Genomic DNA, 23,018 nt, shown 5'->3' with positions numbered 1-23,018 from the left:
GCAGTAAAAGAAAGCGGGAAAAATAACTACCAATTTTACTCGACAGTCAGTTACCGTATAAACAGAGAGATGACACTTAAAGAAGGGCTGAAAGTAGCCATTACAAATGAAGAATTTTATATTCATTACCAACCGCAGTTTGATTTGCATTCCAAAAACATGGTGGGACTGGAAGCTCTTTTGCGATGGCATCACCCCAAGCTGGGGAGCGTTTCCCCGGCTGAATTTATCCCGTTGGCAGAGGAAACAGGTTCTATCGTCTCGATAGGAAAATGGGTGCTCCGTTCAGCATGTGAGCAAACCAATGCTTGGCAGCGGAACGGGCACCCTCTGCTTAAAATTGCGGTGAATGTATCTGCCTACCAATTGACACATCCAAGTTTCTTAGAGGATTTGAAACAAATTATTCAGGAAACAAGCTAGAACCAGAATTTCTGGAACTCGAAATCACAGAAAGTCTCATGCTTGATGCCACTTATGCGGCATTTATTTTGAAGGAATTGAAAAAGATAGGGGTAAGCATTTCGATTGATGATTTCGGGACTGGTTATTCTTCGCTAAGCAGTATTAACCAATTACCTATCGATCGGATAAAAATTGATAAGACGTTTATTAACAGCATGTTATCAAACTCCAAAGAAAAAACATTGGTCAAAGCAATGGTGGAAATGGGAAGAAATTTGAATGTCGAACTGGTGGCGGAAGGTGTAGAATATGAAGAACAGGAAAAAGCACTCAGAGATTTGAAGTGCCATATGGGACAAGGCTATCTGTATAGTCCACCGGTTTCTATAAACGAAATAGAAAACATGCTTACACTTGTAAAGGTAGAATCAACGGTTATTTGAACATCGACTACATAAAGGAGAGCTTAACCAACGGGGTTGAGCTCTCCTTTAAATTATGATAGTTGATGCATCCCCCCTATTTTTGTGGTCTGATAAACAGGGGAATGGTGTACGCCTCCTTTGCAAAAATGACCCAAGTCAATTTCTTCAGTTCACAAAAAACGTCGTCTCAAGGTCCCAAAAAAATCTTATTTATCCGCGATATACCTAAACCTTCCAAAATCTGATATATCAACAAGTTTTCCATTACTTATCATATCCACTCCCCCTCGTATATTATGTTTAGGCCCTATCATTTGAGCCCATATTTTCTTACTTTTCCTGCTGGATATAGTCAAAAGTCTTGGACGTCCCGTGATGTTCCTAGATAATGGTCTTAGGATCATTTGGGACAATTCTTTTCCCCCTTGTGGCTAGACCACACGTAAAGACTGTTTCCCAGTGTGCGTTCGGACCTTCCTACTCGCAGGCTGTGCACCCTGAATCTCGAACCTGGGTGTTAGTAGCCCCAGGGCGGCTTTCGAATCAGGGTTAGTACTTATACACGAGGTTGCTGATCGGCGTTCACACTAGGGATATCTCAGGGCGTCCAAGAAATAGTACCAATGATTCTAAATCGAAAGGAGGAGAACCCCCCATGAAATTATTTGCTGGATTAGATGTTAGTTCTTTTGATATCAAGATTTGTTTGCTGGATGGTGAAGGAGAAAAGGTTAAATCCTTCACGGTTTCCAATGACCTTCCTGGTGCTAGTGAGCTTCGGGATACTGTTTTGGAATATTTGCGTGATCAGGCTGTTGATACGCTCAAATTCGGGCTTGAATCCACGTCCGTTTATAGTTTTCATCCATCCATGTTTCTTCATCATGATGAGGCACTCAAAGCACTTGGCGCAGAGGTATTTGTCATGAATCCAAAACAGATTGCGAACTTTAAAAAGAGTTATAGCGACATGGACAAAACCGATGAAATTGATGCGTTCGTCATCGCCGATTATCTGCGTTTTGGCCGATTGCCAATGTCTGTTGTCAAAGAGAGCCAATATGTTGCGCTCCAACAGCTTACACGCTCCAGGTATCAGCTAGTTCATCAGGTTACCAAGGAAAAGCAGCACTTCCTTCAACACTTGAGTTTTAAATGCAATACCTTCAAAGAGGAAGTCGATTCTTCCGTTTTTGGGAATGCCATGATGGAACTGTTTTTCGAGAAGTTCAGTCTGGATGAACTTGCGCAAATGCCGGTTGAAGATCTAGCTGATTTTCTACAAGAAAAGGGCAGAAATCGCTTTGGTGACCCGGAATGTGTTGCGAAATCCATTCAGAAAGCCGTTCGTTCTTCTTACCGTCTGGACAAGGTTGTGGAAGACTCTATCGATGTTATTCTTGGTACAACTATCGAAGTCATTCGCACACTCCAAAAACAGATAAAGGAAATTGATAAAGCAATCGAGCGTATCATGGCTGGACTGCCACAAACGCTTGTCACTATCCCAGGCATCGGGCCCGTGTTTACTGCGGGAATCATCGCCGAAATCGGCCAAATTGAGCGATTTGATGATGAAACTAAGATAGCCAAATATGCAGGCCTTTATTGGCGAAAGCACCAATCAGGCCGCTTCACAGCTGACGACACTTCACTTACGCGTAACGGGAATCAGTACCTCAGATATTACCTGGTTGAAGCCGCCAACTCGGTAAGACGGCACGTTCCTGAGTATCAAGCATATTACGCGAAAAAATACAGTGAAGTACCTAAGCATCAACACAAAAGAGCACTCGTCTTAACCGCAAGAAAATTAGTGCGTTTGGTGGATGTGCTACTACGCAATCACCAAATCTACACGCCAAAAAGGAGCGTGAATGCATGAAGCACAAATAGCTTCTAAATCCTTTTACTGATTACCAGTAATTTCCATTTATTTACTGGTCTAGTTTCCTGATGCCTTTTTTCGCAAAATTGAACCTTGACAATCGAATATTTAGTTATTTTCCTCTTGACATATCACCGCAGGTCTTTTCTTGATGGTATCAAAAGGCTTCAGTGTATATATAAGAGTGTTTATAGTAATCACCAATAACCCCCTATCATTCCTACCAATAATAATATCGCCATGAAATACAACTTAACTTTTCCTACATAAAACTTTACAGAATATTTACATTGAATTAATAGGTAATTAACATTCATTCGTTATTATAGAAATTGCAGGGGAGATAGCTCAGCGTCTTTTCTGACAAACACGAATCATTAGGGGGTAAAAGCATGAAGTCAAAATCATTATTGGTATTAGCAATGATTTCTCTGCTGCTGGTCGTTTTAACAGCATGCGGTAACACAGAAGACAGTGAGGAAAGCGGAAATGAAGAAGCAAGTAGCAAAACGGAACAAAACACGAGTGAAAAAGGTAATAGTGCTTCAGAAAATGAGACGACAGAAGTAATGGTCGATGGATCATCTACTGTATTCCCTATAATGGAAGCTGTGGCTGAAGAATATCAAAAAGAAAACCCGGACGCCCGCGTTAATATCGGTACTTCCGGAAGCGGGGGCGGATTTGAAAAATTTGCTGCCGGCGAAACACACATTTCAAATGCTTCGCGCCCAATTAAAAATGAAGAAAAAGCGGCACTTGAAGAAGCTGGAATTGACTACACTGAATTTGAAATAGCCCTTGACGGGTTGTCCATCGTGGTCAACAAAGAAAACGACTGGGTTGATCAGCTGACAGTCGAGGAATTGAATAAAATGTGGTCAGCAGACGGTGATGTGACGACATGGGCTGATGTCAGAGAAGGATGGCCGGAAGAAGAAATCCAATTTTACAGCCCCGGCGCAGACTCAGGTACATTCGATTATTTCAGTGAAGTCGTCTTTGGAGAAGAAAGCGACATTCGTCAGGACGCTTCATTATCTGAAGATGATAACGTTCTTGTACAAGGTGTCACAGGATCTAAAAACGGGATCAGCTACTTCGGATATGCCTATTATGCAGAGAACAAAGACCAATTGAAAGCCGTACCGATTGTAAATGATAGTGGCGAAGCGGTTACACCGAATCAGGAAACTGTTCAGTCAGGTGAATACAATCCTTTCGCAAGGCCATTATTCATTTATGTAAAGCATTCAGCGCTGGAAAATGTATCAGTTTACAACTTTACAAAATATGCATTAGAGAATGCAGGCGCAATGGCGGAATCAGTCGGGTATGTTGCGAAACCTGAGAGCGCCTATGAAGAAGCGCTAAATAAACTTGATGAAATCGCAGGGAAATAAGATGCATGTTAACCGGGTTCCAATTAACTAATGCATGGTGGGGGGGGAAATCTGACAGACTTTCCTCACCCTCCTCCATTTAATCTTTCGTAACAAGTGATAAGAATCCAAGCTGTAAACATAAAGGACAGATACGCATTGAGAAGCAAGCCCACCGGTTATCATACGGTGCTGTCCAGTATATAAAAGAGGAGTATTGTCATGACGGTCAATGTTAAAGAAATAATGAATGAGAAAAAGTCAAACCAGCATTTTCTCCGCATTTTGGAGAAGGTTGCACCAGCATTTTTTTTGCTGTGTGCGATTATATCTGTTCTGACAACGATTGGTATAATTCTTACGTTATTAGTTGAAACCATCACGTTTTTTAACCGTGTATCATTTACAGAATTTATAACAGGAACTGAATGGTGGCCGTTTGGGGAAAATGCCAGCTACGGCATTCTTCCGTTAATCTCCGGCACGTTGTTGATAGCAGTTATTGCAATGATTGTGGCGTTGCCGATTGGTCTGGCATCAGCAATTTATTTAAGTGAATTTGCACCACCTAAGGTGCGAAAGGTTGTTAAGCCTATTCTGGAAGTGCTGGCCGGAGTTCCGACAATTGTCTATGGTTTCTTCGCCTTAACCTTTGTGACACCAATGCTGCAGCTCGCCATCGATGACTTGCCTATTTTCAACGCACTCAGCCCTGGAATTGTTGTAGGTATTATGATTATCCCGATGATTGCATCTCTCTCGGAAGATGCGATGAGTTCCGTACCTGACCCCATGAGGGAAGGCGCTTTGGCGTTGGGGTCCACAAGATTGGAAGTGGCGCTTAAAGTCGTTGTTCCGGCGGCATTGTCCGGTATCATAGGCTCATTTTTACTGGGGATATCCCGCGCCATTGGGGAGACAATGATTGTTTCCGTAGCTGCAGGCTCAACACCAAAACTTACGACCGATGTCACGGAATCGATACAGACAATGACCGGTTATATTGTTCAGGTAACACTGGGTGATGCATCATATGGGTCCACCACCTATTACAGCATATATGCCGTGGGTATAACACTATTTGTTTTCACGCTGATTATGAATCTATTGTCACAATATATCTCCAGTCGTTTCAAGGAGGATTACTAACATGAATCTGGTCGATAAACAAGTCGTTCAAAATAAAATGAATAAACGAATCATCAGCAATCGGGTTATGCGCCAAATGTTCTTTTTGGCTTCAGTATTCGGCATCGTTGTCCTTGCTGTATTGTTATATCGTATATTTTCGGAAGGTCTGCCATATTTGGATTGGCGTTTTCTTACAAGTTTTGCCTCACGTTTCCCTGAGGAAGCGGGTATAAAAGCAGCAATTGCAGGCTCTGTCTGGTTGATGGCAGTAACTGCCCCAATATCGCTGGTGCTTGGCGTCGGAACAGCTATCTATCTTGAAGAATATGCCAAAGAGAATAAATTTACACAGTTTATTCGAATGAATATCTCAAACCTTGCAGGTGTACCATCGGTTGTGTTTGGTCTGCTGGGGTTGACCGTTTTTGTTCGATTAATGGATATGGGCAGAAGTATTATAGCTGGCGGCCTGACAATGAGTCTGTTGATACTTCCGATTATAGTGGTTTCTTCTCAGGAAGCAATCAGAGCCATCCCAAAAAATCAGTATGAAGCTTCGTATGCTATGGGAGCTACAAAATGGCAAACTATCCGTCGAATTGTACTGCCCGCTGCTATCCCCGGTATATTAACAGGAGGTATTTTAGCATTATCCCGGGCAATTGGCGAAACAGCTCCATTATTGATGATAGGAGCATTATCATTCATTGCTTACTTGCCTGAAAATATTTGGTCCGGTTTTACGGTGTTGCCGATACAGATATTCAACTGGACCGGAAGACCACAGGAAGAATTCCATTTGGTTGCATCGGCGGGCATTATTGTTTTGCTGATCATATTACTTCTGATGAATTCCATTGCTGTTGTTATACGAAATAAATTTTCAAAACGCTACTAATTAGGAGGTTTTTATCATGAATGCAGCAACAGATCGTAAACAAGTACCAATCATCAATACGCATAATCCGATTAAAGAAGAAACGAAAACGATTTACGCGGTGAATAACTTTAATTTATGGTATGGCGAAAGTCAGGCACTTTATGAAGTGAATATGGCTATCCCCATGAATAAAGTGACAGCGATTATTGGACCGTCCGGCTGCGGGAAATCGACATTTATCAAAGCTTTAAACCGAATGGTTGAGTTGGTACCGTCTGTTAAAATGACCGGAACCATTAAATATAATGACAAAGATATTTTTAATTCAAAGTATAAAGTGGAAGATTTGAGAACACGTGTCGGTATGGTATTTCAAAATCCAAACCCTTTTCCAAAATCGATTTACGAAAATGTTGTCTACGGCCCAAAGACACATGGTATTAAGCGAAAGAAAACCCTTGATGAGATTGCTGAAAAAAGTCTTAAAGAAGCAGCTTTATGGGATGAAGTGAAGGATCGGCTGCATGCGAATGCGTTCGGATTGTCAGGCGGTCAACAGCAACGTCTTTGCATTGCCAGATGTCTTGCCATTGAACCTGATGTCATTTTGATGGATGAACCGACATCAGCATTAGACCCTATATCCACCACAAAGATTGAAGAACTTGTACAAAAGCTCAAGAAGGATTACAGTATCGCTATTGTCACGCATAACATGCAGCAGGCTGCGAGAATTTCAGATAAAACAGCATTTTTCTTGAATGGGGAGGTCATCGAATACAACAACACAGATGAACTCTTCTCAAATCCTGAAGACAAGCGTACTGAAGACTATATTACCGGCCGCTTCGGTTAAATATTAAGGAGGAGATTTAATGGTTGCCCGCGAGCAGTTTGAAACGGATTTAAAAACATTAAAGGAAGATATCATATCATTGTCAAACACCTCAGTGAAAGCTTTGATTCAAGCAGTTGACGCACTGTATAATCAGGATCTGGCATTAGCAAAAAATGTTATTGATGAAGACAAGACAATCGACAAACAAGAACTTGCCATCAACGACCAAACGATTTTACTGATTGCAAAACAGCAGCCGGTGGCAACGGACTTACGCCGGCTAGTAATCGCTTTGCAGATAACAACGGATATTGAACGGATGGCTGATAATGCGAAAAACATAGCCAAATCAACAATTCATTTAGGGGAAGATCATCGTCTGACGGTTCATCCAAAAATAAAAGAAATGCTGGATATGGCAGTTGAAATGAACAACACTGCGATGAAAGCTTTCGAATATGAGGATATCTCGATAGCCGGTAAGCTGTCAAAAATGGATGATAACGTGGACCGATTATATGAGTTGATTATCAAGGACATTTTAAACGAAACGGCCACAAACCAGGAGAAAATCCAGTATATGATGCAAATGGCTTTCAGTGCCCGTTACATTGAACGATTCGCTGACCATATCACGAATATCGGTGAAAACATTTTATATCTCGTAAAAGGCAAAACGTATAAATTAAACTAATTTATTGAATCCCGACAAATGAAAAAATTTATATTGTCCTTTATCAATACAGGTTAATTTATTACCAATTGCCACTTGCTAATAAACCAATTGTGCACAAAGTCATTCTTTCATTATACGATGGAACCATACCTACTATAAAGGGTGTGTAATATGAGTCAAAAAGTACTGATAGTGGACGATGAAGAGTCAATAGTAACTCTATTAAATTACAATGTTGAACGAGCAGGATTTGCGACCGAAGTTGCGTATACGGGAACAAGTGGATTAGAAAAAGCAACCAGTATCCCTTTTGATTTAATAATACTTGATTTAATGCTTCCCGGAATAGAAGGAACGGAAGTATGCAAGCAGTTAAGACAAAGAAAAATTGATACACCAATTCTTATGCTTACAGCTAAAGGTGATGAGCTTGACAAAGTGCTGGGACTGGAATTAGGTGCAGATGATTACTTGACCAAGCCGTTTAGTCCAAAGGAAGTGGTTGCCAGAGTAAAGGCAATCCTGAGAAGAACAACTAAAAAAGAGGTTATCAATGAAACGCCTATACGTATTGCAGACTTAACTGTTTTTCCGGAGCAGTATGAAGCAACGATTAATGGAGAAACTTTACAATTTACAAAGAAGGAATTTGAATTACTTTCATATTTAGCTAAACATAGAGGCAAAGTTTTGTCGAGAGAGCAATTGTTAAATGCTGTATGGGGTTATGACATTGCGGAAGACACGAGGGTTGTCGATGTTCATGTCAGTCACTTAAGGGGTAAGATTGAACCTGATTTAAAACACCCTGTTTATATCAAAACGATCCGTGGGCTTGGATATAAGATGGAGAGGCCCTATTAAGGTGGCTCACATTATAAGTTTTTTAAACCACTCATTATAATTGCCAGGCCTATGGGTGGTTACTTTTTATAGTTTGACAGTAGACAGTACGTCTATCATTTATGTTCCAAAAGAAACCATCAAAAACAGTGTTTCGAATACTGTTATCGTCATCGGTGTCGGCCTTCACAAAAAACGTGTAAAGGAGTGTGAGCCATCGTTTGCCTTTACTTTGACATAGACCCCATCAAACTGCTTCCGGTATACGTTACATAAGCTCCAAGGTTAGAGAGCCCCCCATCTTTCCGAAGAAAGAAAGTCCACTGAATCAATTGATACGGTAGCAGCAGCACTTTTAGCATGCCGCATTGTTGGTCAGTACGGCAATTTCGTTAATATGTGCGAGAACTTTCCCGCCAAAAATCGTATTCGGCAGTACAAGCCTTGTCTGCACTGTTTCGATGCTGCTGATTGGTGTTTTTTTCCATTTTTAATTGCATTAGAGTACTGGTCGAATATAAATTCGCGCCCTCCATCTCCCGTAGGACAAATATTCTTCCTTACGGCAGGTCTCCTGTTTTTGCATTATCAACGGCTCTTTATTTTTTCTCATTCTTTTAAACAGTGATTTACAATTGATTGGGTGTTTTTAAGAAATACAATTATATTGTACAGATGTTTTTGCATCTAGCGGAACTTGGTGCGAAGGCCTAATTGCAGAACTAATCACTAATGTTTTTCCATCTTTTTATTTGTCATTTCTTCACCTTTTTTATTATTACACCCTATCACATAAACATTGTCTGAAACAGTAATTCCAATTATAATTACTCTTTCGAGAAGATTCTCAGGTTTCTATACTAATACCAGCATCCTACCTCTTCAACCAGTACGGCCATTTTATAAATTTATTATGTTAATCCTAAATGTTCACGGAAGGTATGACCTTCATATCTCTTTCTGAAAATGCCTCTTTTTTGCATTTCAGGAACAATTAGTTCAACAAAGTCTTCTAAACTACCGGGTAATGTAGGAGGCATAAGATTAAATCCGTCAGCCACACCAGCTTCAAACCAGACTTCCATCTGATCCACTATTTCGTCGGGTGTACCTATCAGCGTATGGTGACCACCGCCTGCATTAAGATATCCTAATAATTCTCTTACTGTAGGTTGTGTATCATTAATAATTTGTAGTATCGTTTCGTAACGTCCAACTGGACCAGTAAACTCTTCTACTGGTGGTAATTGGGGTACTTCTTTATCAATATCCCAATTAGAACAGTCTTGTTGAATAAAGAAACTCAGCCGTTTTAAAGCTGTTTCAATAGGTAATTGCTCATCTAATGCTGCTTTTTTGGCTAAAGCTTCTTCATGAGTATGACCTACATAAGTTACTAGGCCTGGAAATACTTTAATATGTCTATTGTTGCCTTCGCTTTGTTTAACTTGTTCATCTAATTTTTTACGAAATTTTTTGCTTGCTTTAAGTTCCACGACACTGCATAGACTGCATCGGCATATTTTACGGCTAATGCAATACCTTGTTTAGATGCCCCTGCTTGCATTGATACTGGTTTGCCTTGCGGACTTTTTGGCGTGGTGGATGGGCCATACACTTTAAAATAGGTACCATCGTGATTAAATGGCTGAATATTTGACGGATTTATCAATTTTCTTTCTTCTCGATTATGCAGAAACTCATTACTGTCCCAAGAAAAAAATAACTTTTTCATTAAAGCAGCGAATTCATCTGCCTTCTCATAGCGTTTGTCATGAGAAGGTAGTTCTTCCATACTATGATTCAATGCTTCTAAATCAGTCATTGACGTAACGAGATTCCAGCCAACACGTCCTTTTGTAATATGGTCCAAACTTAATAGCTGTCGTGAAGCTGTGAAAGGATTAGAAAAAGTACTTGAAATTGTTGAAACTAATCCTACATAACTTGTCACTTGAGAAATCGCCGTTAAATTGACTACTGGATCAAACCAAAATGCTGGCATATCACTAGAATCTTTAGCTTGAAATGATTGATTATCAGCAAAGAATACTGCATCAAAGAAACCTTCTTCTGCTAACTGCGCTAAGGACTGATAATAAGAAATGTCTCCAATTCGTTCAACGCTTGAATCAGGCATTAACCAAGCAGCTTGATGGTGTCCGCAACCATACAGCAAAACACCTAAGTGCAGTTGTTTTTCTTTAGTTTTTGTTATTTATTTACACCTCAAAACACATCATTATTAATGTCTTGTATACTCCTTTTTTGAAGGATTATCTATTGTAATTTAAGCTATTAGTTCATTGTCAAACCGCCATCTACTGTGAAATTTTGACCTGTAATACCGCTCGCATTTTCCGAAGATAAATAAGCGACCATATTGGCTACATCTTGAGGTGTGGTCACCTTCTTCAATGGTGATGATTGAGCAATTAAATCAAATACTTCTGGTGTTGTAGCAGCACTGGCGTTAGTCGTTTTTAATAATCCACCTGAAACTACATTCGCTTTTATACCATATAGTCCTAATTCAGAAGCGATATTACGTGTAAAACCTATTAATCCAGCTTTAGCCGTTGTATATTCGTGGTAGGGTACAACGGGATTTTGATATAAATTAGTACCTATACTTATAATACTTCCATTTTGCCGTTCAATAAATTGAGGTATGACGCTTTGAACTACATTAAATGCTGCTTTTAAAGTACCATCGAGTTGTTTTTGATAATCATCCCAAGTGAGTTCTGCGAAGGGTTTCTGTTTGTTTGGATCAAATTCGAAGTCTACTAATGCGTTGTTGACTACAACATCTATTTGATCAAAATATTCCGTTGCTTTTTTTATCAGGTTATCTACTTCTTTACGCTTTGTTACATCAGCCTGAATTGCAATAGCATTCTCTTCACCAATCTCAGAAACGAGTTTCTCAGCAGCATCTTTACTTTTATAATAATTGATAACCACTTGAAACCCTTGGTGTGCCAATGTTTTTACAATAGTGGCGCCTAAACCTCTACTACTACCTGTTACTAATACTGTTCTAGTCATCATAACAACTCCTAAATTTTTATTTTTTTATGAAACTTAAATAAAAAATACGCAACCTCCCCATAGGAAAGTTGCGTAAAACCAAATAACTACATATTAAGAATAAGGCCCAATCGCTCTATTAAGTATGTATTAGAGTTTACACTTTCCTACGCTAGTTTCAACTAGTTCAGGTTCAAAGGGTTTGAGGTAATACTCATCTCAGTTAAATAACACCCCTAGTGCATATATTAAGTTATATTCAATGTTATAGTTTTAAGAAATTTATGTCAAGGAAATATGGCTAGTTCCGCTTTTCAGGTTCCTTTTCTTATCATTCATTCTTATGGAAATCACTCATTAATTGATACACACGTGATAGTTGAACGCGATCGCGAACAACCTTAGCTACAAATCAAAACCTTCCTGCTTTTTTTGAGCATAAGGGGTTCGGTTTAAAAGTGAATCCAATCCTTTTTTACGCCTTATATCATTCAGAACGTTCTCCCGAAATGAGTCATTATGGAAGATGCCATGAAAGTAGGTGCCGATAATGTTCCTGTTTTCAGTTATGGTTCCTTCTGTTCGATCTGATAGCTGGATAAAAGGACTGATCCCAGCTTCAAAATGAGGTTCCCCCATATGTATCTCATACCCCGTAACAGAAATGGTTTTCTCTCCATAACGGACAAGTCCTTCCGACTGAACCGTTGTCCTTTCTTTAGTCATCTTGGTTTGCATCGGAATCAGTCCTAATCCTGCAACCTTCCCATGTGATGACTCCACCTCATATGTATCTATAATGCTCGTGCCTAACATTTGATAACCTCCACAGATTCCAACAATCGTCGTATTCTTTTCTGCTAAAGCACGTATTCGATCAGCTAGACCGGTTCGGTGTAAAAATTGCATATCCGCTAACGTGTTTTTGCTTCCAGGTAAAACAAGTAAATCTGGTTCTGCTAATTCATCGGCCGAATGGACAAAGCGAACGTGACAATCGGTTTCTTCAAAAAAGGGATTCATATCGGTAAAGTTGGTGATCAGCGGATGACGGATAACAGCAATATCAATCACTTTGGATGTATCCTTATGAGAAGAATAGCTGTCTAACACAACTGAATCCTCCGCCTCCATGACAAAGTTATCGATATGTGGAATCACCCCGAGAACGGGGATATTGGTATATTCTTCAAACCACGTTAATCCAGGCTGTAATAACGATACATCTCCTCTAAATTTATTAATGATACCCCGACTACCCGTTTACGATCTTCTGGTTGGAGGAGCTGCAAGGTTCCTACTAAACTGGCAAAAACCCCACCTTTTTCAATGTTTCCGACCAAAATAACTGGTGTTTTTGCGATTTGTGCTACCCGCATATTGACAAGCTCTCTATCATTTAAATTGATTTCAGCGGGACTACCTGCGCCTTCAATCACAATTCGATCATAACTGGCAGACAATCTATGGTAAGATTCTTTTATTAACCGTAACCCTTGTTGGAAAAAATCTTGCCGATATTCGCCTGCCTGCATATTTTTAAATGGCTTGCCATGTACAACAATTTGGGATTGGCAGGCCCCTGTTGGCTTGATTAGTATTGGATTTATATCTGTTGTGGCAATGACACCTGCTGCATCTGCTTGTACACCTTGGGAACGCCCAATCTCTTTTCCATCAGCTGTAACATAAGCATTCAATGCCATATTTTGAGACTTAAATGGAGCTGTGTTAAAACCATCCTGCGTAAATATACGGCAGAAGGCAGTTGCAATAGCACTTTTTCCGGCATCTGAATGGGTACCCTGAATCATTAAAGGAACGGCTTTTTCCATTGACGCTACACCCACTTTAACACTTTCACTTAACCCTTAAAGCTCAATCCCTTTCACTGCTGGGATACCTCTATCATAGTAATGCTTTTCCACATCAACCACGGAAACAAGGTCGGCGATATCTTTAATTTCTTGTTTGGCATTTCTTCCGGTAATAACGAGGTGGACATGTTCTGGTTTATTTTTTATTAAGTCCTTTACTTCCTCTAATGGCAACACATCATCAATCGGAAATTTGTCAATCGCTAACGCATTGTTTAATTCGTCTAGGACAACAAGGTCATATTCTCCACTCATCACTATCTCCTTTGCTTTTGGCCATGCTTTTCTTAATGCTTCTCGATGTTCTTCTGGGGTTTTGGTCCATGTAAATCCAATGCCAAGCTGCTCTATCTCGACACCTAACTTTTCTAAGGTAATTTGCTCCCCATAGGCACGTCTTGGTGATTTGATAAACTGTAAAATCTTTACGTTAAACCCTTGACCAACTGCCCGAGCTGTTAATCCAATAGCTGCTGTCGTCTTTCCTTTACCATCACCAGTATAAACTAATGTTAAGCCCTGTCGTTTTCTTCTTTTCTGTACCATTTGATTCCTCCTATTGTTTATTTAATACTCCCTCAGTAACAAACGTAGCGATTTCCTCTATCATTAAAGTAGCTGATTGAATGTTGATAACCAACTTTAAGTGCGTCTTCTGCTTCTTTCCGGGTCATTGCATCTTCCTGAAATTAAATGGCTAATTCCTCAAGCCTGCCAAGACTTCTAAGCAACTTTGTCAGTGTATTTATATATCGGCTTACTTGCCCCATTTCCTTAATTAACATTGGAACCGAATAATTTTGATTCAACATATTATTTCCCCCTATTCCCGTAATACGCTATACATTTCTTCAGCCAATTTTCCACCATTCTAGGACAAGATCCGAAATGAAAATGCGTAAACCCGGCAACTACATTATTTTTCAAATAACCTTCGTTACGCACACCTCTCAAACCTGTTGTTTGATATGCGTAAGGAACCTTTTCTTCTTTTGGATGAAAAGAACCGTAATGAAATTCATGCCCCTTTGCGACGAGGTCTTCGAGGAGAAAATTATCTAGCTTCCCACGAACTTCTCTGTACCCTAGCGCAGCTAACCTGTCTTGCATTTGAATCCTTCCAGGAATGACACCTGCCATTGAATATGTTTGATTTTTGGTAGTTTTAATTGAATCTGTTAAATACATAAACCCGCCACATTCCGCAAGTGTTGGTAATCCCTGATCAACAGCATCCTTCACGGAACATTTGGTTTCTTTATTCTTTGCAAGTAAACTAGCAAACTCTTCTGGGAATCCGCCACCTAGGTAAAGTCCATCTACATCGTTCGGTATCGTCTCACCTGCTAGTGGGGAGAAATAAATCAATTCCCCGCCATTTGCTTCCAATATTTCTAGATTTTCGGGGTAATAAAAATTGAAAGCCGCATCTTTGGCCACGGCAATTTTAGCTACATTGTCTTTTTTCTTTTCAAACATGGATGGCTGCTGACTACACTTTATTGGTTCGGCTACAGCCATATCTATTAGCACATCAACATCAATCGTCTCTAGCATTAACTCTCCCAATTGGTCAAAAAAGGTATCAAGCTCCCCTCTTTCAATCGAAGGAATGAGGCCAAGGTGCCGCTCTGGGATTTTAATATCAAACTCCCGCTTCAAATAGCCGATTACTGGAATATGGCATTCCTGTTCAACTGCGTTTTTTACTAATTCAAAATGGCCTTTGCTCCCTACTTTATTTGCAATGACACCAACAATATTCGTACTCTCATCAAATAGTTGAAAACCTTTTACAATTGCAGCTGCACTTCGAGCCATACCCGCACAATTGACGACGAGCAAAACCGGACTCTTCGTTAACATACTTATTTCTGCCGTACTTCCCTGATTGGTTTCTGAGTTTTTCCCATCAAAAAATCCCATCACACCTTCAATTACGGAAATTTCCGCTCCTTGACTTCCATTTACGAACACATCCATAACGTGATTGTGTGTTAGCATCCAGCTATCTAAATTACGAGACTTCCGTCCTGTAACAGCTGTGTGATAAGTTGGATCAATATAGTCCGGCCCACATTTAAACCCTTGAACAGTTAGCCCCCGTTTTTTCAAAGCTGACATCAGACCGATTGCTACGGTTGTTTTACCTACACCGCTCTCCGTACCTGCAATGACAATTTTTCGTTTCGTCATTAGTTTACCTCTCCTCTTTTTCGTGGCTCTTTTCTACCAACAACCTTTTGAAAACAGCCGTTTCAATTAACGCCCGGCTTCAACTCTGTGTAACTCCTTTTCCAGCGCTTGCCTTGTTGCCTGATAAACCACGCTTCCAATCCTTTTGCCTACAACGGTTCCGGAACCGGCATATGGTGTTTTTTTCCCTTGTTGGGTAACACCAATGAGGAGAGCGTCCGTCGATGTACCTGTTGCCACCGTATTTGATAGCGGATCCTTAATATCAAGATCTTGCAAGGCTTTCACCTTCGTTTCCGTGGCAGACTTAGATGCATTTACGAGTGCTCCATCGGTAAAATGGGCATCGACAAAGACCATCGTGTTAATCGTACCAATCGTTGGCTCTAATTCATGTGTTGAATTGGTTATATCAACCGCATTATCTGCACCTGCTGTCACGAGAACAAGCATGGACAAGCCATCTATTTTTTTTGTTACTATCACAGCATCTTTTAGCTTCACAGCAGTCATCATCCCAACAGCGCATTCATGTGGAATATTTCTTTCTATCATCCATTGCTTGATATCGGTCTCAGGGTTAGCGCAGTTGTATTTTTTCGACACATGGAAATTACAAAAGTGACTGGACCACTGAATGCCATCACCTATTACACCATTGGAAATTGTTCGTAAAGATTGATCAAAGGCCACATGAATAACATCGTCGGTTTGTTTTATTTGGTAAGACTGTTCAAAGTTTGTACGATTGTTTTTGTTTGAATAGCCCGGAGTCATCAAAAGCTGCGGTTTCGGAATCGTTGGGTGAGATTGCTGCTGAATGTCTACTTCATATACTTTCTTTAACTGATCCGTTTTCCTCAACGTATCTACATCCCCAACTTCTAAAAAGGTCCCCTCATGTAGTAAAGCAACCCGATCGGCATAAAGGGAGGCTACATTTAAGTCATGTAAAATAGAAAAGACGGTTAACCCGTTTGTTTGCTGTTGCCTCTTTAGTAAATCCAGAATTTGAAAGGTGTGTTTAATATCCAGATGATTTGTTGGCTCATCTAAAAGTAATACTTCCGGCTGCTGAACTAACGCTTTGGCCAACAATACCCGTTGCTTCTCCCCACCACTAATTGTTCGAAATGGTTTGTTGCGAAAATGACTTATTTTAGTTAATTCCATCACTTCGTCAATAATGGTTTGATCATTCTGTGAAAGTATTTTTATGATTCCTTTTTGATGTGGGTAACGACCTAGACTAACAATTTCCTCCACCGTGTAATCAAACGAAACTTGAATCTCTTGAGTTAGAACAGCTAGTTTTTTTGCCCTTTCAAGCTTGGAAAAAGAGTTAATATTCTTTCCTTCAAGGAAAACATTTCCCCCTTGGATAGGCAACTGCCCAGTAATTAACTTGAAAAGAGTTGTTTTCCCGCTTCCATTCGGGCCAAGCAAAACAAAAAATTCACCCTTTTCAATTTTAATATTTACTCCCTGAATGGTGGGGGGATTCATGTATCCTCCTGCTAAATTTTCCAACTGCATCATTACGATCCCCTCCGCAACATTCGTTCTTTTGTCAGCAATAGCGCAAATACCGGTGCACCTATTAATGCCGTTATGACACCAATTGGCAGCTCTTCCGGGGCAATAATCGTCCGAGAAACTAAATCGGCTAAAATGAGAAACGCTCCCCCTACGAGCATGGATAGTGGTAGGACGTGACGATGATTCGGACCAGTTACCAGACGGACAAGGTGTGGAATGACAAGGCCAACAAACCCAATAGACCCCGATACCGCAACCGCTGCTCCTGTTAATATTGAAGCGCCAATTAAAATAAACATTTTCCCTTTTTTCACATTGACACCAATATGATCTGCCGCATCTTCACCGAGTGCTAACGCATTTAATTCACGGTAGTAATAAATGATAATGAAAGAGCCAACAAGCATAAACGGTACGATCAACTTCACATGACTCCAACCTCTCATTCCAACACTTCCGTACAACCAGTAAATAATTTGTGTCATTGCATCTCGATCACTTAATGAAATAATCAAGGAGACAATTGCTCCAATAAAAGCACTTACAATAATTCCAGCTAATATGATTGTTTCAACTGCCAGACTTCTACTACTTAATCGAACGAGACCGAACACAATAAAAAGTGTTAAGAAGCCAGTAATAACCGCTACAATCGGCAAGGTGAAATTTTCTATACCAACAATCGAAAATTGAAAAAATAATACAAATACAGCACCTAAAGATGCACCCGATGAAACCCCTATGGTATAGGGATCTGCTAATGGGTTCCGTAATAATCCTTGAAATGCTGCTCCGGCAAGTCCAAGTGATGCACCAACACAAAAAGCGAGTAACACCCGCGGTAACCGGATATTCCAAATAATCATTTCTTCATTTTTTGGTACTTCATTAAGTAAATTGATATGTAACGTTTTATCCAAAATAATATGTGAAATCGTATCTATCGAGACATGGACACTACTCATTATTAAACCAAGAAGGGCTGTACCAAGCGCGACTCCTCCGCATAGAATATACAGCCAGCCTATTTTACTTTTTGAAAACTTCAGGGTAAACAAGCTCCGCAAGTGTCTCGACTCCTTCAATTAACCGAGGGCCTGGTCTGGTTACAGTATCGTTATTTACATCAACGACGTGTTCATTTTTAACAGCCGGTACTTCTGCCCAGCCTTCACGACTTAACACATCTTGACGTGGATTATCTACATAATAACCATAAGTAGTAACAATTGCTTCCGGGTTCAACTTCACAATTTCTTCCTCGCTCAAACTAACCCACCCCTCATATTCTGCTGCTACATTAATGGCCTGGATCGACTCAAGCATTTCGTTCATAAATGTATTTGTTCCAGTTGTATAAATATCTGGTGCGGGTGAAACTTCCACCCATACTTCCTTCTTATCCGTAACTTCTTTATCAGCTTTTTCTTTGATTTCAGCTAAACGCATTTTCATATGAGAAATCGTTTCTTCTGCCTCAGTTGTTGTTCCAGTTGCTTTAGCGATCATGGTTATGTCACTATAAACATCGTCGAAAGAAGTGGCACTTCCAACAACAACGACAGTAATTCCCGCCTCTTCAAACTGTTTTATTGTTTCCTTTGCATTTTCGTAATGATAGTCGGTAACAAAAGCAATTTGCGGGAGTAGGGAAAGAACCTTCTCAACGGAGATTTCCTGTCCACCGAGTTTATCGATCTCTTGTGTTTCTTCGGGGTAATTACTATAATCAGATACTCCGATAACTTTATCACCTAAACCAAGGTCAAATACAATTTCTGTCGTACTCGCTTGAAGCGAAATAATCGATTTTGGTTTATTTTCAATCGTAACTTCACGTTCTGCATCATCTGTAATGGTTATTGGGAAGGTTTGTCCACTATCTTCATCAACTTGTTCATTACCGTTCGAATCATTAACCTCCTCTTCCCCATTACCATCAGATTCCGGTTTACCACAACCTACGATAATGGCCATAGTAAACAATAAAATAACACTAATAAGTCCCCATCTTTTTAACATCTCTGCATTCACTTCTGTTCCTCCTCCTATTTTTGAACACAAAAAAACGCTATTCCTGCGGAAAGCGTTGGTTAAAGGCATAGGTATTATACTTCCATTGATAAAAGTATGATAACTTGCAATCTATCTGGTATGATACACTGTGGTACAAACAGATTGCCTGCACTTTAAACATTCCTTTCCTCGAGGAAGTTTAAACACAAATAGGCAGGTCTCCTGACTTACGAATTAACGGTAGGTTACTCCTTCCCGTGTTAGAAACACAGTGGATATTATTTGTAACCATCCTCATCGCTTACAGTGGCGGGACCGTGTTGGATTTACACCAACTTCCCTCTTAGTTTTACAGTTAAGTTCACTTGGAACACTGCAAAAAACCTCTTTGTCTACTATTCATTTTTTTTGTTTTCTAATAAAAATTATAATATAGTATATCCCTTTTGTAAATTATTAGGTGAAGCTAACTGCAAAGGGAACGATCAAGGTTAGCTGGATTATTTGCAATACCAATCGTTGCGTCATCCGGAATCTCCTCGATACTATCGTATTCTTTTGCATAAAGGCCGAAATTAGCATAATAAATCGGCTGAACTTCTACTAGTTCAGCATCTGAGTTTTGGTTAAACTGATTCATCATTGGGAAATGCATTGTAAAGTGTGCATCAACCTCTTCGTTTGCTAGTGCTTCGTTAGGTTGAATGTAGTCACCCATTTTAACCATCTCAACTTCAATATTTTCTTTTGCAATTTCTACAACGTCTAACATTGGTGATTCAACGACAGCAACTTTTATTGTTTTCATTATTACTTGCTTTGTCTGTATTTTCACTGTAGTCGCTACCACAACATGCAACGAGCACGGACAATACGGTCACTGTCCATTAATTTAATTATATTTTTTTCTTTTAGATAAAATTAGAGTTAATATTGAGGCAGCTATAATCATTATATATCCGATTAAATCCCATCTTAGTTTCTCCATTTTTAAATACGCCAACAATAATAATCCCTAAAATGACCCCTGCAATTCCATTAAGGAACAGTTTCATTATATTCCGTGATAGCGCTCTATTGTTTTAATACGATTAGTCTTCACCTGTTTTTTTAAATACTGGCAAGTTTACAAGCCAATTAAAAAATGTAGCAACGAATAAGATACCTATTATTTCCAATATGTGCTGATTATAGAAAGGTAGCGTGAGGTTCAGTATCGACATAACAACTAACATTGCTAAGAAAAACAAAATATGTTTAAGCATTTATTCACCTCAGTCATATTAAGAAGAGTGCATTCTACTCTGGCCACAATATTGTCCTACAATGGCTATTTGGACACTGTTCTTTACTCCGGAATAGCGCCCTTTTGTTGCATAGTTATCAACAGTTTTCTTGGAGCCGCTTGCTGAAATAACCGGAGAGATGAAGTTCTTACCCTCGTTGATTGCTTATATAGTTTATTTTTCAAAAAAGCTTTCTACTCTTTGGGTGTCATTTAAATTCTTTTCTATAAGATTCTTTAGTTTTTTCGTAAGCGTCAAATAATCCCCACCTATTTCTAGATGGGGATTTCTCTTAGAAATTTGAAGATATCTATCACTCATATACCATCCTGTTAATTCCTCTTTGTGTACTACTATACCGTCGTTCTTTAAATTTAAAAATTATATTATCGACATCTTCGATTAAATTAAAAATGTAAGTAACATTGTTCAAAATAATCTTACGAGCAACTTTCTCTGTTTTACTAGTATATTCGGCTATTATAAGGTTTTCATCGGTGTATCTAGCATAACCATTTGAATCATCTTGATAAGGCAACATACTTAGAATTGCTACAGCATACTCTTTATTAGCTCAACTCGAACCTTTGTATAAAAACATTGTTTCATCCTCTTGTGAGCTATTTTCTGAACTACAACTAGTAACAAAAAATAGAAACGCAATTAAGCTTCTTCAATAAACAAGCTCCCTCCCTTTGTTGTTACATCTAATATTAACTAATCTTTGGGGATAATAGCTATTATTAATTTGAAATTTCTTTTAATTTAGCTACTGCTTCTTCTAGGTCATATGTTTTAAACTCTAACTTTTTTAACTCTGCTCCATCTGTTTCAAATATTAACACCGCAGGAACTTGTTCTATTTCATACTCCGGATATTGTTCTTGAGCATCTTCTGAACTTCTGAGGAATTCTATTTTGTGAAAGCTTTCTGAGGAAACATCTATTGTCTCAGTAAGAATATCGTCCGTTTCATCATATCCATTTTGTACCACTAAAACAGAATATAATTTTTTTTCTTCCTCATTAGCAGCACACCCAACTAATAAGCTGAAAATGATAGTTGCCATTAAAAGGAGAATCATTTTACCTTTCACAATTACCACTCCTTATAAAGACTTCTTTTTTCAACAACCCTTCCCGTTCAATAAGCTTTACACCATAAACTGGCTCCGATAGCTTAAGAACAATCCTTCACAATCTCTATGGTTATTTTAACATATATACCCGGTAACACGATTTTTATATGTGAAATTGACACAGAAAATGGAAGCCATTTTGAATTAACTAATTGAAAATAGCTTGTCATATCGCTAAACCTATGCTATTTAAGGTGGTTTTTCTTTGTTTTGTACGTTGTTAAAACAATAAAAATAAGCAGTCCAATCGATGTGCTAATTGAACTGCTAAAATGCTTGCTATTTTTAATTTTTGTACTCCAAAACCGAACCCGTTAGTAAATTACGCTAATGGCTTTTATTAAGCATTTCGTCCAAAAGGTCTGAAAGCGGCCGGCGGTCCAGATGGTGATGATACACTTCAATATTCTCTTCATATACGCTTTGCTTATTTTCATCCGTAAAAAACTGCAATAACTGTTCTTCCAAATTATGATCCTTATCCACCGGAATTGCTGTTCCCTGCAGTTTCATCTGCTCGGCATTTATCCTCTCCTGTCCGGGGAGCGGGTTATATAAAAAAATCGGCTTTCGTTTCAAAAGGCATTCGCTGATGGTCACCCCTCCCGGCTTTGTCAGCACCGCATCAACGTGATCATACAACTTATTCATTTCAGCTTTCTCGGTGATATACGGAATCGGTGTAACGGATTCCTGTTCTATCTGGAGCAAATCCTGATATAAGGTGTCATTTTTGCCGCACAAAGTATAATAATGAACCTTGTCCGACTTGAGCGCCGGGAGCATACTTTTTAGCGAACCGACCCCGAGACTGCCGCCTGTCACCAGCACTTTTATGACATCGCTGTTCTTTTCTCTTCTGACCGCTTTCTGAAATACATTGCCAACAGGTATGCCTGTTATATAAATCGCTTCCGGCCTGACACCTTTTGACGTTAAATAATCTTTAACTGTCACGGTGGGAACTAAATGGTAATCAATCCCTTCAATCCCCCAGAGATCATTAACGAAATAATCCGTATAAACATTGACCGTGACAGACGGTAATGTGTTCTTCTGTTTTAAGACACTCGCCATGTTTGATGGAAGGGCATGTGTGCAAAATAAAATTCGGACATCATTCCGGTTCGTCAGCCGTTTTAAAAAATACATGAACATTGCTTCATAAAGATATCGGCGGTTACGAATTGGTTCTTTTCTATAAGCAGCAAACCTGTACAGCCAATCATAAACATCCGGAAAATATTTAATCCAGTTTAAATAAGCAGCAGAAATAACTTTTTCCATTCTCCCATAGCTGTATGACAAAATATCCACTTTGTCACAGACAATATCATTTCGGCAAGAATCAATTTCCTCAATTAATGCATCTGCCACATGATGATGTCCGGTTTGTAATTGCATGAATGGCAAAAATAGTGCCTTTTCCATGGTCTCACCTCCACCCGACAAGTGTTTCTGGCT

17 protein-coding genes, 3 pseudogenes and 2 riboswitches are annotated in these 23,018 nt (G+C 39.4%); of the genes and pseudogenes, 8 read left to right on the top strand and 12 right to left on the bottom strand.

What is annotated here, in order from left to right; genetic code table 11:
• Positions 1-69: 69 nt before the first annotated feature.
• The 8 genes and pseudogenes from FFL34_RS19050 to FFL34_RS11570 all read left to right on the top strand — a co-directional run bounded on the left by FFL34_RS19050 (position 70) and on the right by FFL34_RS11570 (position 8,489).
• Positions 70-848: pseudogene (locus FFL34_RS19050) on the top strand (putative bifunctional diguanylate cyclase/phosphodiesterase).
• 637 nt (positions 849-1,485) lie between these two features.
• Positions 1,486-2,715, top strand: coding sequence for an IS110 family RNA-guided transposase (locus FFL34_RS11600; RefSeq protein ID WP_138601661.1), 1,230 nt, complete (start codon positions 1,486-1,488; stop codon positions 2,713-2,715).
• Between the two features lie 395 nt (positions 2,716-3,110).
• Positions 3,111-4,121 (top strand): PstS family phosphate ABC transporter substrate-binding protein, encoded by a 1,011-nt coding sequence (locus tag FFL34_RS11595; protein WP_138603568.1) that lies wholly within the window; start codon positions 3,111-3,113, stop codon positions 4,119-4,121.
• A 225-nt stretch (positions 4,122-4,346) separates the two neighbouring features.
• Positions 4,347-5,249 (top strand): phosphate ABC transporter permease subunit PstC, encoded by a 903-nt coding sequence (gene pstC / locus FFL34_RS11590; RefSeq protein WP_411712865.1) that lies wholly within the window; start codon positions 4,347-4,349, stop codon positions 5,247-5,249.
• 1 nt (position 5,250) lies between these two features.
• The gene (gene pstA, locus FFL34_RS11585) at positions 5,251-6,129 is read left to right on the top strand and encodes a phosphate ABC transporter permease PstA (protein ID WP_138603566.1); all 879 of its coding nucleotides are present in this window, start codon (positions 5,251-5,253) and stop codon (positions 6,127-6,129) included.
• A 16-nt stretch (positions 6,130-6,145) separates the two neighbouring features.
• Positions 6,146-6,967 carry a phosphate ABC transporter ATP-binding protein PstB gene (gene pstB / locus FFL34_RS11580; RefSeq protein WP_138603565.1) on the top strand — a complete coding sequence of 274 codons (822 nt, stop codon included), beginning with the start codon at positions 6,146-6,148 and terminating at the stop codon, positions 6,965-6,967.
• 19 nt (positions 6,968-6,986) lie between these two features.
• Complete coding sequence (gene phoU, locus FFL34_RS11575) at positions 6,987-7,643, top strand: phosphate signaling complex protein PhoU (RefSeq protein WP_138603564.1); 657 nt, start codon at positions 6,987-6,989, stop codon at positions 7,641-7,643.
• A gap of 153 nt (positions 7,644-7,796) precedes the next feature.
• Entirely contained in the window at positions 7,797-8,489 is a 693-nt protein-coding gene (locus FFL34_RS11570; RefSeq protein ID WP_138603563.1) for a response regulator transcription factor, read from the top strand.
• Between the two features lie 890 nt (positions 8,490-9,379).
• On the opposite strand, the pseudogene FFL34_RS11560 reads toward FFL34_RS11570, so the two are convergent.
• The 12 genes and pseudogenes from FFL34_RS11560 to FFL34_RS11505 form a co-directional block, all read right to left on the bottom strand.
• A pseudogene (locus tag FFL34_RS11560) lies at positions 9,380-10,686 on the bottom strand (LLM class flavin-dependent oxidoreductase).
• A gap of 80 nt (positions 10,687-10,766) precedes the next feature.
• Complete coding sequence (locus tag FFL34_RS11555; protein ID WP_138603562.1) at positions 10,767-11,519, bottom strand: 3-oxoacyl-ACP reductase; 753 nt, start codon at positions 11,517-11,519, stop codon at positions 10,767-10,769.
• 129 nt (positions 11,520-11,648) lie between these two features.
• Positions 11,649-11,749, bottom strand: a riboswitch (TPP riboswitch).
• A gap of 157 nt (positions 11,750-11,906) precedes the next feature.
• Positions 11,907-13,315: pseudogene (locus FFL34_RS11550) on the bottom strand (cobyric acid synthase).
• 57 nt (positions 13,316-13,372) lie between these two features.
• On the bottom strand, positions 13,373-13,924 hold the full coding sequence (cobO, locus tag FFL34_RS11545; RefSeq protein WP_138603561.1) for a cob(I)yrinic acid a,c-diamide adenosyltransferase: 552 nt from the start codon (positions 13,922-13,924) through the stop codon (positions 13,373-13,375).
• Between the two features lie 143 nt (positions 13,925-14,067).
• Positions 14,068-14,190, bottom strand: coding sequence for a nicotinate-nucleotide--dimethylbenzimidazole phosphoribosyltransferase (locus FFL34_RS18640; RefSeq protein ID WP_234031484.1), 123 nt, complete (start codon positions 14,188-14,190; stop codon positions 14,068-14,070).
• Position 14,191: 1 nt separating this feature from the next.
• A complete protein-coding gene (locus FFL34_RS11535; protein ID WP_138603560.1) occupies positions 14,192-15,574 on the bottom strand; it encodes a cobyrinate a,c-diamide synthase in 1,383 nt (460 codons plus the stop codon).
• A 66-nt stretch (positions 15,575-15,640) separates the two neighbouring features.
• Positions 15,641-17,113, bottom strand: a complete 1,473-nt coding sequence (locus FFL34_RS11530; RefSeq protein ID WP_138603559.1) for an adenosylcobinamide amidohydrolase — start codon at positions 17,111-17,113, stop codon at positions 15,641-15,643.
• Positions 17,113-18,180 carry a FecCD family ABC transporter permease gene (locus FFL34_RS11525; protein WP_138603558.1) on the bottom strand — a complete coding sequence of 356 codons (1,068 nt, stop codon included), beginning with the start codon at positions 18,178-18,180 and terminating at the stop codon, positions 17,113-17,115. The genes FFL34_RS11530 and FFL34_RS11525 overlap by 1 nt, the downstream gene beginning before the upstream one ends.
• On the bottom strand, positions 18,143-19,147 hold the full coding sequence (locus FFL34_RS11520; protein WP_234031483.1) for an ABC transporter substrate-binding protein: 1,005 nt from the start codon (positions 19,145-19,147) through the stop codon (positions 18,143-18,145). Before FFL34_RS11520 ends, FFL34_RS11525 begins: the two co-directional genes overlap by 38 nt.
• A gap of 177 nt (positions 19,148-19,324) precedes the next feature.
• A riboswitch (cobalamin riboswitch) is annotated at positions 19,325-19,532 on the bottom strand.
• 63 nt (positions 19,533-19,595) lie between these two features.
• The gene (locus FFL34_RS11515) at positions 19,596-19,979 is read right to left on the bottom strand and encodes a MetQ/NlpA family ABC transporter substrate-binding protein (protein ID WP_138603557.1); all 384 of its coding nucleotides are present in this window, start codon (positions 19,977-19,979) and stop codon (positions 19,596-19,598) included.
• A gap of 1,179 nt (positions 19,980-21,158) precedes the next feature.
• Complete coding sequence (locus FFL34_RS11510; RefSeq protein ID WP_138603556.1) at positions 21,159-21,512, bottom strand: hypothetical protein; 354 nt, start codon at positions 21,510-21,512, stop codon at positions 21,159-21,161.
• Positions 21,513-21,881: 369 nt separating this feature from the next.
• Complete coding sequence (locus FFL34_RS11505) at positions 21,882-22,985, bottom strand: MGDG synthase family glycosyltransferase (protein WP_138603555.1); 1,104 nt, start codon at positions 22,983-22,985, stop codon at positions 21,882-21,884.
• Positions 22,986-23,018 lie beyond the last annotated feature (33 nt).

Source organism: Lentibacillus cibarius (assembly GCF_005887555.1).
In the GTDB taxonomy this organism is placed as follows: Bacteria; Bacillota; Bacilli; order Bacillales; family Amphibacillaceae; genus Lentibacillus; species Lentibacillus cibarius.
This window is presented reverse-complemented; position numbering and strand designations above follow the sequence as displayed.